The following is a 13003-nucleotide window of genomic DNA, read 5'->3' as shown; positions in this document are numbered from 1 at the left end:
CCTGAAATGAGGCGCCCATGCTGACCATTACACCGATTCCGGCATTCTCAGACAATTATATCTGGTGCCTGGCAGACACGGATTCCGGCAAGGCGCTGGTCGTCGATCCGGGACAGGCATCGCCGGTGGTGGACCACCTGGAGCGTCACCGGCTCACCCTGGACACCATCCTGGTGACCCATCACCACCCTGACCACACCGGGGGTATCGCACAACTGCGTGAGCAACTGGACCCGCAACGGATCGTTGCGCCGGCCGGCTCCCCGTACACCGGCGGAACGGATACGGTCCACCCCGGCGACGAGGTGGTCTGGCAGAGCCTTACCTTCCAGGTAATGGCCACGCCTGGCCACACCCTCGACCATATCGCCTATTTCTGCGATACGCCGGTGGCCGGCCATCCGGTCCTGTTCTGCGGCGACACCCTGTTTGCCTGCGGCTGCGGCCGCCTGTTCGAGGGCACGCCGGGACAGATGGTGGAATCCCTGGCCGGCCTGCGCGGCCTGCCGGATGACACCCACGTTTTCTGCGCCCATGAGTACACCCTTGCCAATCTGCGCTTCGCCCGCAGCTGGCTGCCGGATGATCCTGCCCTGTCCGCCTTCGAGGATCACTGCCGGGCACTGCGCGATGAAGACCGCCCCACCGTGCCGGTGGTGCTTGGTGACGAGAAGCAGCGCAACCCGTTCCTGCGCTGGGACGACCCGGCGGTCATCCGCGTCGCCGAACGTTATGGCCGCGAGCACAATCTTGTAACAGATAGTGACAGCGGCGTGTTTGCGGCAGTGCGTCACGGCAAGGATCATTTCTGATTCGCTACACTGCTCCCATCCAGCTGTCTTTTACCGATTCAGCCACTGATGCCGGGCCCATCATGGGGGCCGGCGTTGCGAACCCGTAACGCGACCGTGATTGACCCGCATACGGGGGTTACATAAAATCGCGAACGTTTTACGAACCCGTTGACCCGCTCGGCAGCCAGGGAAAAGGCTGGAATCCGTCCGAGCTCTGGAATGTCCGATATGATGGCAAAACGTACCACCACACTGACCCTCCTCACCTTTTTCCTGGCCGGTTGCACCTCCAATTCGGCCTGGTACGGCAAGGAGGATGATACCGTCCTCGACTCCCACCAGCAGACCGTTGCCGCCGGCGACGATGCCCTGAAGCGCTCTGTCGAGGACCAGACAAAAGACGGCACCACCGAACTGGACGAGTCCATAGAGCCCTCCCTCAAGGAAACCGCCGAAAAGGCCCGGGACCGGCTTGATTCCGGTGAAGTGGCGGACGGCGAGGTGGCCGAGGAGGACCGGGACCTCTGGATGCGGATTCGCGCCGGTTTCGCCATGGACCACGACCAGGGCGACGAGCGCATGCAACAACAACTGGACTGGTACCAGAAGCACCCGGCCTACGTGAAGCGTGTGGTGGAACGGGGGCGTCGCTACCTCTACTACATTGTCGAGGAAATCGAACACCGCGGGCTGCCCATGGAGTACGCCCTGCTGCCGGTGGTGGAAAGCGCGTTCGATCCGTTTGCCTATTCCCACGGTCGGGCGTCCGGCCTGTGGCAGTTCATTCCGGGCACGGGTCGCCACTTCGGGCTGGACCAGAGCTGGTGGCACGATGACCGTCGTGATGTCCTCGCATCCACCAATGCCGCCCTGACCTACCTGGATCAACTGGCCCAGCGTTTCGACGGCGACCCGACCCTGGCACTGGCAGCCTATAACAGTGGAGGCGGCACGGTATCCAGCGCCATCCGCCGCAACAACCGCAAGGGTGAGCCCACGGACTACTGGTCCCTGGATCTGCCCCGGGAAACCCGACATTACGTCCCCAAGCTGATCGCCCTGGCCAAGATCTTCGACGACCCCGAGGCCTACGGCATTGAACTGCCCCCCCTTGAGGATGAGCCCTACTTCGAGGTGGTGGAGACCGGCGGTCAGATCGACCTGGCCCACGCGGCGGAACTGGCCGGTGTGGACGTGGACGAGATCTACCTGCTGAACCCATCGTTCAACCGCTGGGCCACTCGCCCGGATGGCCCCCACCGCCTTCTGGTGCCGGTAGCCAGTGCCGACCGTTTCCGCCAGGGCATTGCCGCGCTCGATCCGGACTCACGGGTATCCTGGGACCACTACCAGGTCCGCTCCGGCGACAACCTTGGCGCCATCTCCCGCCGCCATGGCACAACGGTGGCGGTGTTGCGTGAGGTGAACAACCTCAACAGCGACATCATCCGCGTTGGCCAGCAACTACTGATCCCTTCCGCCCGGGCCGGCAAAGACACCTACAGCCACAGCGAAAGCCAGCGCATCGCCCGTAAACAGGCACAGGGTGGCCGCAACAACGACGGCCAGCGGGTGGAGTACAAGGTAACCCGGGGGGACACCTTCTGGGATATCGCCCGGGAGCACGGCGTCAGCGTGCGGCAGGTGGCCGCCTGGAATGGCATGGCACCGGGAGACCCGCTGGTGCCTGGCCGCAAGCTGGTGATCTGGTCCAAGAATGCCGATGCGGCATCCGCCACCCAGGTGGCCAGTAACAACCGTTCCGGCATGGTACGCAAAGTGGGGTACCGGGTTCGCCGGGGCGACTCCCTGTCGACCATTGCCAACCGATTCGCGGTTAATGTCAGCGACATCGCCGCCTGGAACGATCTGAACACCTCCCGTTATCTGCAACCCGGTCAGAGTCTGGTACTCTACGTGGACGTGCGGAACAGCCCTTGATTTTTCCGGTCAAAGGGAGCCTCTGAACAATTCCAGTGGGCGGCTTCGGTCGCCCAGGCAACAATAACGGGTATAAGAATGTCTATGGCCAGACCAAGGATATCTCGGTTCTCTTCCCTATTTGCACTGACAGGCGCCCTCTTCCTGTCCACCACCCTCTCAGCCGACGACAACACCACTCAGAACATCGAAGCAACGGTTGAACCCGTACATGCCCTGGCAATGCATGGCGAGCCGGCCTACGGACCGGATTTCCCTCACTTTGACTACGTCAACCCCGAAGCCCCGAAGGGCGGGCGCCTTCGACTGGCGGTGCGCTCCAACGGCTATGACACCTTCAACCCCTTTATCGTGCGCGGCATCTACGCCGCAGGCATCCGCACCTACCTCTATGACACCCTGCTGGCATCCTCTGCCGATGAACCCTTCTCAGCCTACGGCCTGATCGCGGAATCCATCGAGACACCGGAAGACCGCAGCTATGTCATCTACAACCTGCGCCCAGAGGCCCGGTTCCACGATGGCCACCCGATCACGGCAGACGATGTGGCCTTCACCTTCAATCTGCTGATGGAAGAGGGTCACCCGGGTATCAAGAACTACTACGCCGAGGTGGAGGAAGTAACCGTCCTCTCGGAACACCGGGTACGATTCGACTTCGGGGAAACCAGCAACCGGGAACTTCCCCTGATCCTTGGGCAGATGGAAATCCTGCCCCAGCACTACTGGCAGGACCGGGAATTTGGTAAACAGGGCCTGACCCCACCCCTGGGCAGCGGCCCATACCGTATCGGGGAGTTTGAGGCCGGCCGCTTTGTCACCTACGAGCGGGCCAAGGACTACTGGGCCGCCGACCTGCCGGTGCGCCAGGGGCGCTTCAACTTCGATCTGATCCGCATTGATTACTATACCGACGAGACGGTCATCCTGGAGGCCTTCAAGGCCGGTGAATACGACTACCGCATGGAGACGTCTGCCAAGAACTGGGCCACCGCCTACAGTGGCGACCGCTTCGCCAGCGGCCAGATCATCACCGAGGCCATTGAGCACCAGCGTCCCGCCGGCATGCAGGCTTTTGTCTTCAACACCCGCCGCGACAAGTTCTCGGACCCCCGGGTGCGGGAGGCCATCGGCTATGCCTTTGACTTCGACTGGGCCAACCGCAACCTGTTCCATGACCAGTACGAGCGCAGCACCAGTTTCTTCGAGAACAGCGAACTGGCATCATCCGGGCTGCCCGAGGGGCGCGAGCTGGAGATCCTCGAACGCTACCGGGATCAATTGCCGGACGACGTATTCACGGAACGCTACGCGCCCCCCTCCACAGAGGGCGACCGCACCCTGAGGGACAACCTTAGGAAGGCCATGGCCCTGCTCCAAGAGGCAGGCTACCAGATTCGCGGCGGCACCATGGTCCACCGGGAAACCGGGGAGCCCCTCTCGTTCGAGTTCCTATTGCACCAGAAGGCCTTTGAGCGGATCGTGCTGCCGTTCAAGAACAACCTGGAGCGCCTGGGCATGGAGGTGGATGTGAGGCTGGTGGATACCAATCAATACGTGGAACGGGTCCAGAGTTTCGATTTCGACATCGTCACCATGAGGATTCCGCAATCCGACTCTCCCGGCAATGAGCAGTGGAACTACTGGCATTCCTCGGTGGCGGATGTGAAGGGTTCCGGCAACTACGCGGGCATCCAGGACCCGGTGGTGGATGAACTGGTGAAGCTGGTGATCCAGGCGCCGGACCGGGAATCCCTGGTCACCCGCACCCATGCTCTGGACCGGGTACTCCTCCATGGGCACTACGTGGTGCCCCAGTGGTACCTTGCCGTAGACCGGATAGCCTATTGGTCGTTCCTGGAGCGCCCCTCCACCACTCCCAAGAACGGGGTGGACGTCGACAACTGGTGGTATGGCAACTGATTCCATGCCTGATTCCACCTACATGCCTGACCACCGGAGCTGACAGTTACCATGGGCAGCTATATTCTCCGGCGTCTTGCACTGATTATCCCGACCCTGTTCGGGATCCTGCTGCTCAATTTCATCATCGTCCAGGCCGCACCCGGCGGCCCGGTTGAGCAGCTTATCGCCGAGATGCAGGGCCACGGCGGCAGTGCGCTGACCCGCGCCAGCGGCGGTGGCGGCGGCGAGATATCCGCGGGTGGTGACAGTCGCAGCTCCCGGGGCATCCATCCGGAACTGCTGGAAGAGATCGAGGCCATGTACGGTTTCGACAAGCCCGCCCACGAGCGTTTTTTCCAGATGGTGGCTGACTACGCCCGCTTCGATTTCGGGGATTCCTTCTACCGGGACCGAACCGTGGTCGAGCTTATTGTCGACAAGCTGCCCGTGTCCATTTCCCTGGGCCTGTGGTCGACACTGGTGATCTACCTGGTCTCGATCCCACTGGGCATCCGCAAGGCCGTCCACGACGGCACCCGCTTCGATGTGTGGACCAGCTCCGTGATCGTGGTGGGCTACGCCATCCCGGGCTTCCTGTTCGCCATCCTGCTGATCGTCCTGTTTGCCGGCGGCAGCTATTTCGACATCTTTCCCCTCAGCGGGCTGACCTCTCCCAACTTCAACGAACTGTCCTGGTCGGAGAAAATCCAGGACTACTTCTGGCACCTGGTGCTCCCGGTTACGGCCAACGTCATCGGCGGCTTTGCCACCCTGACCATGCTCACCAAGAATTCCTTCCTGGATGAGATCGGCAAGCATTATGTGGTGACCGCCAGGGCCAAGGGTCTGAACCAGCGTCAGGTGCTCTATGGCCACGTCTTCCGCAACGCCATGCTGATTGTCATCGCCAGCATGCCCGGTGTGCTGGTGTCGCTGTTCTTTACCGGCTCACTGCTGATCGAGGTAATCTTCTCCCTGGATGGTCTGGGCCTGCTGGGCTTTGAGGCGGCCCTGAACCGTGACTACCCGGTGATATTCGGCACCCTGTACATCTTCACGTTGATGGGGCTGATTCTGAAACTGATCAGCGACCTCACCTACGTGGCGGTGGATCCCCGCATCGATTTCGAAAGCAGGGAGGGCTAGGTAATGATGACGTTGTCACCCATACAGCGCCGCCGTTTCGAGAACTTCCGCCGCAATCGACGGGGCTACTGGTCGTTGTGGCTGTTCCTCATCCTGTTCGCCGTGTCCCTGTGCGCCGAGCTCATCGCCAATGACAAACCGCTGCTGGTGTCCTATGAGGGTGAGCTGTACCTGCCAATGATCGAGAAGATCCCCGAGGAAACCTTCGGCGGCTTCCTGCCCACGGAAACCGATTACCGGGACGACTTTATCCTTGAGGAAATCAACAGCAAGGGCTGGATACTGTGGCCCCCCATCCGGTTCAGCTACGACACCGTGAACTACAACCTGGATCAGCCCTCGCCGGCACCACCGTCCGCCGACAACTGGCTGGGCACCGATGACCAGGCCCGGGATGTCGCCGCCCGGGTGATCTACGGGTTCCGTATTTCTGTCCTGTTCGGTCTGATCCTCACCATCCTGAGTTGTATCGTTGGTGTTGCCGTGGGCGCCCTGCAGGGTTATTACGGCGGCAAGGTGGACCTGTTGGGCCAGCGCTTCGTGGAGATCTGGTCGGGGTTACCGGTCCTGTTTGTGCTGATCATCCTGTCGGCCTTTATCAAACCCAATTTCTGGTGGCTGTTGGGCATCATGCTGCTGTTCAGCTGGATTGCCCTGGTGGACGTGGTGCGCGCGGAGTTCCTGCGGGCCCGTAACCTGGAGTACGTCAAGGCCGCCCGGGCCCTGGGGCTCGGGAATCGTAAGATCATGTTCCGGCACATCCTGCCCAATGCCATGGTGGCCACTCTCACCTTCCTGCCGTTCATCCTGACCAGCGCCATTACCATGCTGACCTCCCTGGACTTCCTGGGCTTTGGCCTGCCTCCAGGCTCCCCGTCCCTGGGCGAGCTGATTTCCCAGGGCAAGGAGAACCTGCATGCCCCCTGGCTGGGTATCTCCGCCTTCGTCAGCCTGGCCCTGATGCTGACCCTGCTGGTATTCGTGGGCGAAGCGGTGCGCGATGCCTTTGATCCGAGGAAGAACTGATATGGCCAGCGTGCTGGAATTCGACAACCTCACCCTCAGGTTCGGTGACAACGAACCCGCCGTCCGGGGCCTGACCTTCCAGGTGCGGGAGGGCGAGATCCTGGCCCTGGTGGGGGAAAGCGGCTCCGGCAAGTCCGTGTCGGCGTTGTCGGCGCTGGGGCTGTTGGACGAACGCCTGGTGAACTACCCTGAGGGCGCCATCCGCTATCGGGGAGAAGATCTGCTCAGCGCCGGTGAACGGCGACTGCGGCAGGTCCGTGGTCGCTCCATCAGCATGATCTTCCAGGAACCCATGACCTCCCTGAACCCGCTGCATACCGTGGAAAAGCAGGTGGCCGAGGTACTTGCCATACACCGCGGGCTCCGGGGTCCACAGGCACGTAAGCGGGTGCTGGAACTGCTGGAACTGGTGGGCATCCCGCAACCGGAGGACCGGCTGGACAGCTACCCGCACCAGCTCTCCGGCGGCCAGAAACAACGGGTGATGATCGCCATGGCCCTGGCCAACGATCCCGACCTGCTGATCGCCGATGAGCCCACCACCGCACTGGATGTCACGGTACAGAAACAGGTGCTGGAACTGCTTCAGTCACTGCAGGCAAAGCTGGGCATGGCAGTCCTGCTGATCACCCATGACCTGACCATCGTACGCCACTACGCCCAGCGGGTGGTGGTGATGGAGAACGGGCTCAAGGTGGAGGAAGGCGACACCGATCAGGTCTTCAAAAGCCCGTCACATCCGTACACCCGCAAACTGCTGGACTCGGAGCCCCCGGAGCAACCCCGGCCCATGGATGACAGCCAGGATGAATTGCTCCGGGTGGAAGGCCTGAACGTCCGCTTCCCGGTGGGCAGGTCCCTGTTCGGCAAGCCCCGCCGATGGCTCCACGCGGTCCAGGACGTCAGTTTCACCCTGCGCCGGGGGGAAACCCTGGGCATTGTCGGTGAGAGCGGCAGCGGCAAGACCACCATCGGCCATACCCTGCTGAAGCTGACCAGCGGCCAGGGGCGGGTGTTCTTCCTTGGCGACCGTATCGACCACCTCAACCAGAAGGGTTTCCGGCCCTGGCGACGGCGAATGCAGCTGGTCTTCCAGGACCCCTTTGGCAGCCTGAGCCCACGAATGTCGGTGGGCGACATCGTCGGGGAAGGCCTCGGCATCCACAGCGACGCCAGCCCGGAGGAGCAGGAGCAGCAGGTAATCCGGGCGTTGCTGGACGTGGGACTGGATCCGGATGCCCGCCACCGGTACCCTCACGAATTCTCCGGGGGGCAGCGACAACGCATCGCCATTGCCCGGGCCCTGGTGCTGCAACCGGACGTGATCGTGCTGGACGAGCCCACATCGGCTCTGGACCGTACGGTCCAGAAACAGGTCATTGAATTACTGCAGGAATTGCAGTCCCGTTACGGGCTAAGCTATCTTTTCATCAGTCACGACCTGGCCGTGGTCCGGGCGCTGAGTCACCAGTTGCTGGTCTTGCGCTCCGGCCAGGTAGTCGAAAGCGGACCAGCAGAGACCATATTCCGGAACCCGGAATCCGAGTACACCCGGGAACTTCTGGCGGCCGCACTGTTTTACCGACCGCCGTCCAATGGGTCGGAGGCAGACCTACGACCAATGGACCGTTAGGCAGGGCCACCTCCTTCAGGGATAATGCCCCCAAAATTCATCATAGGGAGAACACACATGGGAATCCTCAGCGGTAAACGCGCACTGATTGTTGGCGTTGCCAGCAAACATTCCATTGCCTACGGCATTGCCGAGGCCTTTCATGAGCAAGGCGCCGAACTGGCCTTTACCTATCAGAACGACAAGCTGAAATCCCGCGTGGTGGGTTTCGCAGAAAACTGGGGCAGCCAGCTCACGTTCCCCTGCGATGTCGCCAGCGACGAGGAGATCGACAATGTCTTCACGGAACTGAAAAAACACTGGGACAGCATCGACATCATCGTCCATGCGGTAGGTTTCGCCCCGGGCCATGAACTGGACGGCAACTATGTGGACGTTACCACCCGGGAAGGTTTCCGGATTGCCCACGACATCAGTTCCTACAGCTTCGTGGCCCTGGCCAAGGGTGCCCGTCAGCAGGGCCTGCTGAACGAGCACAGTTCCCTGATGACCCTGTCCTACCTGGGGTCCGAGAAGGTCCTGCCGAACTACAACGTCATGGGTCTGGCCAAGGCCTCCCTGGAAGCCAGCGTGCGCTACATGGCGGTATCGCTGGGTGGTGACGGGGTTCGGGTCAACGCCATCTCCGCCGGCCCCATCAAGACCCTGGCCGCGTCCGGCATCAAGGCGTTCCGACGCATGCTCAACGAGAACGCCGGTCGCGCGCCCCTCAAGCGTAACGTCACCCAGAAGGAAGTGGGCAACGCTGCGGCCTTCCTGGGGTCCGATCTGGCCAGCGGCGTTACCGGCGAAGTCATGTACGTGGATTGTGGCTTCAATATTACCGGTATGGGCACCCTGGAAGAGTGATCTGTTCCGGCCGGGGGTGACCCTCACCCCCCTGGCCCCCTGGTGTGCCGTTGGGTCAACTCGCTGATCTACTGCGAGTTGGCCAAACGGCACACCACCTATTCTCCTTCCATGGCCCGGGCCACGGCATCCATCCAGGCCAGGTAATCACTGTTTCCGGTTTCCAGGATCTTCAGCCCGGACTGCCAGCGACCATCGTCCACCGGGCGGCACCAGACCACCTCCACCGTCAGTGAACAGGCCTCATCGGTACCGTGCAGGCGGATGCCTGCGGGCAACAACGCCCCCGGGGTCAGCGGTTCTCGGGTGATTACCTTCAGTCCGCCCGGAGACACGTCCGAACTTTCCGCCGGGGCGACCCGCGCCTGCCCAGCTTCGCCGGGCTCCGGCGATTCCAGCTCCAGGGCGACGCTGGCGCGTCCCACCAGCCGGAACTCATCCCGCTGTTCCCGGTCCGGGTCCAGCTCATCACTGCCAAATGCGTAGGGGTCGTTATTGTTCATTGTTCTGCCACTTTCATCAGGGGACCACGGGGCTAGCGGCCGACACGAATACGGCCCACCACCCGGCTGAGGGTTTCGTCGAACTCGGCGGTCGCCCCCAGTATGCGGGCGGTACCGGCCAGCAACCGCTCCACCAGGGTATCGGTGGTCAGCTCCGTGCGATTGAGCCCAAGACGGTCAACAAAGACCAGTTTGCGACTGGCGTTGATCCGCACCGCCAGTTTCAGGCGTTGTTCGTCTTCGGCATCGGGTTGCTTCCGGAGGGCGATCCAGCCTCCCAGGTTGAGACGATCCACTTCCGCCACCGCCTGCTCCAGGGCCGCCGCACGGGCGGCTTCGAGCCTGGCGACCTCTTCCTCCTCCGCCTGTTCCCGGGCCAGTCGTTCCTGTTTCTCAGCCTCCGCCTGGCGGGCCGCCTCGGCCTGCGCCTTTTGCCTGGCTTCAGTCTCTTTCTTCTGCCTGATCTGCTCCGCCCGCTCCCGGGCCTTGCGGGCCGCTTCCTGGCGCTGGCCACGCTGGGATGAGAGCACCCGGTCCAGGGCCGATACGGTATCGCCCAGCACATCGCCAAACCGGGTCAGCGGCGGTAGCGGACGCATACGACCCTCATCCAGGGACTGACGGAATTCATGCCAGGGTGTCAGCCCCAGCCGTACACCATAGCCATTGCTCCAGAGCACTTCCCCCGTCTCTTCCAGGTAAGCCAGGAAGAAACGGCGCTGTTCCCGGGCACCGCTGCCTTCCACGAACCAGCTTCCGCAGTATTGCTCCAGGGTCCCGGCGGACACCTCCGGCAGATCAATCCAGGTCGGATCATGGTCCAGGCGGGCCAGCCTTTCCCGGGTGGATTCCGCCTCGGGATCGCCTCCCCGCAGGCGGTCCACCAACACCGCTTCCACCGCAGACAGGGGCCCACGGGGTGGGGTTTCCCGTCGGACCCGCTGCCAGACCTCGGTAATCCGGTCGGATAGCTGTTCGCCCACCTGGTACAGGCGGTCCATGTTCTGGCCGGAGAGCTGTGGATCACCGGCCCATACCATCCACTCCAGCAGGCGTGTGCCGTGGCGCCAGTTCTCCCCCTCAACACCCTCCTGCCAGGCCACCTGTCGCAGTAGCGGCAGCCAGTGATCGACCAGGAAGTCCTGTGTTGCCACCGGCAGTTGCCGGCCGTCCAGCGCCCGTCCGGTCACGGCCCTGGCCACCTGGTCCGCCCGGCGCTGGCGCGCAGCCCCGGTTTCCGTTTCCATCAGTCGCTGGTGCAGGCGGCTGGAGTGCTGGTGCCGACGCTCAGCATCCCGCTGCCACTTGTCACAGAAGGCCTCGAATGGCGCCAGGTCATTATTCTCGAAGCACTGGTCCAGCACCGCCACCAACCGGTCAAGCTGATCCAGCAGTGCACGGGACGACCGCCCCCCGGAATCGCTCCACCCGCGCCAGTCCGCGAAGCTGTCCAGCCACTCCACCAGCAGGCCGGTGAACACCGGATGCTCTTCCGCCACCAGCCGCCAGGCCAGGGGGTAACGCAGGCGGGCTAGACGGGCGACCAGCACCGGATGCAATCCGGACGAACGCAGGAACACGTCCATGATACGGTCGGCCAGGTAGGCACCGTTGACCTGCTGCACAGACCAGGGGCCTTCCAGGTTCTGCAGTACCTCCGACACCCGCTGGTCGGTCTGCAGGGTCCAGTGCTCCCGCAGGAGCCCGGACCAGTCCTGGAAGCGCTCCGGCTGTCCGACAGGGTACGGCAGGTCCGGTACCCGGATCTCGCGGATAACGCCGAGGATCTGTTCGGACAGGGAATCGGTAAGAGAGGAATCGGGCATGTTGACCATTTGGCTTCAGACATCAGCCCCATCGGGCACCTGATTATCCCGTTTGGGGACACCTGCCACATTGCAGCACGCCAGTCTCCTCAGGTCCAGCCCGCAACGCCCGGAATGCGGCCCTGCTCCGTTGCATTGACCTGTCAAATGGCGCAGTATATCGGTCCATCAAAATAACCACCAAAGCCCCCGCGCATCAGCGTCCGGAGGGTTTTGACGAGAGAACATCAGGAAGCACAACAGTATGTCCGGCAAGCAACTCGAGAACCTCAACGTGGCCAGTCAGGAGCCGCTGATCACACCGGAAGCCCTCAAACGGGAAATGCCCCTGACGGAGAAGGCCGCGACCACCGTCACCGAAGGGCGCCAGACCATCTATGACATCCTAGATGGCAAGGACCATCGGCTCTTCGTGGTGGTCGGGCCCTGTTCCGTCCACGATGTGGAAGCGGCCCGGGATTACGCCCGGCGCCTGAAGGCACTGGCGGATGAACTGAGTGACACCCTCTACATCGTGATGCGGGTCTATTTCGAAAAACCCCGTACCACCGTCGGCTGGAAGGGGTTGATCAACGACCCGCACCTGAACGACTCCTTCGACATCGAGCAGGGTCTGCACATGGGCCGTCGCCTGCTGCTGGATATCGCGGAACTGGGGCTGCCCACCGCCACCGAGGCGCTGGACCCCATCTCGCCCCAGTACCTGCAGGACAGTATCTCCTGGTCCGCCATCGGCGCCCGCACCACCGAATCCCAGACCCACCGTGAAATGAGCAGTGGCCTGTCCATGGCCATCGGCTTCAAGAACGGTACCGACGGCAGCCTGGATGTGGCCATCAACGCCATGAAGTCAGTGTCCCACCCCCACTCCTTCCTGGGCATCGATCAGCAGGGCCAGGTGGCCATTGTCCGTACACGGGGCAACCAGTACGGCCACGCGGTACTGCGTGGTGGCGGCGGCAAGCCCAACTACGATTCGGTAAGTGTGGCCTTGTGCGAGCAGGCCCTGGAGAAGGCCGGCCTGCGCAAGTCCATCATGGTGGATTGCAGCCACGCCAACTCCAACAAGGATCCGGCCATCCAGCCGCTGGTCATGCAGGATGTGGCCCACCAGATCCTGGAAGGTAACCGGTCGATCCAGAGCCTGATGGTGGAGAGCAACATCAACTGGGGCAACCAGTCAATTCCGGACAACCTGGACGACCTGAAGTACGGTGTCTCGGTGACCGATGCCTGCATCGACTGGGAAACCACCGAGAAGGCCCTGCGGGATATGCGCAACAAACTCAAGGATGTGCTGCCCGGTCGCCTGAGCTGAGCTCCCTGAGACGGACGGACCGGCCTGGGAGTCTGCGCGGTAGAAATCGCGCAGACTCCTAC

10 protein-coding genes are annotated in these 13003 nt (G+C 62.5%); 8 read left to right on the top strand and 2 right to left on the bottom strand.

Features of this window, described 5'->3' with window-relative positions; genetic code table 11:
• Positions 1–17: 17 nt before the first annotated feature.
• The 7 genes from gloB to ACJO3T_RS14155 all read left to right on the top strand — a co-directional run bounded on the left by gloB (position 18) and on the right by ACJO3T_RS14155 (position 9294).
• Complete coding sequence (gene gloB / locus ACJO3T_RS14185; RefSeq protein ID WP_406963305.1) at positions 18–812, top strand: hydroxyacylglutathione hydrolase; 795 nt, start codon at positions 18–20, stop codon at positions 810–812.
• A gap of 210 nt (positions 813–1022) precedes the next feature.
• A complete protein-coding gene (locus tag ACJO3T_RS14180) occupies positions 1023–2735 on the top strand; it encodes a lytic transglycosylase (protein WP_406963306.1) in 1713 nt (570 codons plus the stop codon).
• Positions 2736–2819: 84 nt separating this feature from the next.
• Positions 2820–4658 (top strand): extracellular solute-binding protein, encoded by a 1839-nt coding sequence (locus tag ACJO3T_RS14175; protein WP_406978865.1) that lies wholly within the window; start codon positions 2820–2822, stop codon positions 4656–4658.
• Positions 4659–4709: 51 nt separating this feature from the next.
• Positions 4710–5786 carry a microcin C ABC transporter permease YejB gene (locus ACJO3T_RS14170; RefSeq protein WP_406978864.1) on the top strand — a complete coding sequence of 359 codons (1077 nt, stop codon included), beginning with the start codon at positions 4710–4712 and terminating at the stop codon, positions 5784–5786.
• A gap of 6 nt (positions 5787–5792) precedes the next feature.
• Positions 5793–6812, top strand: a complete 1020-nt coding sequence (locus tag ACJO3T_RS14165) for an ABC transporter permease (protein WP_406963589.1) — start codon at positions 5793–5795, stop codon at positions 6810–6812.
• Position 6813: 1 nt separating this feature from the next.
• Positions 6814–8445 carry an ABC transporter ATP-binding protein gene (locus ACJO3T_RS14160; RefSeq protein ID WP_406978863.1) on the top strand — a complete coding sequence of 544 codons (1632 nt, stop codon included), beginning with the start codon at positions 6814–6816 and terminating at the stop codon, positions 8443–8445.
• A 57-nt stretch (positions 8446–8502) separates the two neighbouring features.
• Positions 8503–9294, top strand: coding sequence for an enoyl-ACP reductase FabI (locus ACJO3T_RS14155; RefSeq protein WP_406963310.1), 792 nt, complete (start codon positions 8503–8505; stop codon positions 9292–9294).
• 98 nt (positions 9295–9392) lie between these two features.
• On the opposite strand, the gene ACJO3T_RS14150 is transcribed toward ACJO3T_RS14155, so the two are convergent.
• Both ACJO3T_RS14150 and ACJO3T_RS14145 read right to left on the bottom strand, forming a co-directional pair.
• Positions 9393–9797, bottom strand: coding sequence for a PilZ domain-containing protein (locus tag ACJO3T_RS14150; protein ID WP_406963311.1), 405 nt, complete (start codon positions 9795–9797; stop codon positions 9393–9395).
• 32 nt (positions 9798–9829) lie between these two features.
• The gene (locus ACJO3T_RS14145; RefSeq protein WP_406978862.1) at positions 9830–11623 is read right to left on the bottom strand and encodes a DUF1631 family protein; all 1794 of its coding nucleotides are present in this window, start codon (positions 11621–11623) and stop codon (positions 9830–9832) included.
• A 244-nt stretch (positions 11624–11867) separates the two neighbouring features.
• Here ACJO3T_RS14145 and ACJO3T_RS14140 point away from each other — a divergent pair, with 244 nt between their 5' ends.
• The gene (locus tag ACJO3T_RS14140) at positions 11868–12941 is read left to right on the top strand and encodes a 3-deoxy-7-phosphoheptulonate synthase (RefSeq protein ID WP_406963313.1); all 1074 of its coding nucleotides are present in this window, start codon (positions 11868–11870) and stop codon (positions 12939–12941) included.
• The last annotated feature ends 62 nt before the right edge of the window (positions 12942–13003 follow it).

The sequence above is a fragment of the Marinobacter shunpengi genome (assembly GCF_045449715.1).
Taxonomy (GTDB): domain Bacteria; phylum Pseudomonadota; class Gammaproteobacteria; order Pseudomonadales; family Oleiphilaceae; genus Marinobacter.
The sequence above is the reverse complement of the archived record's forward strand: the minus strand, read 5'-3'. Positions and strand labels throughout refer to the sequence as shown.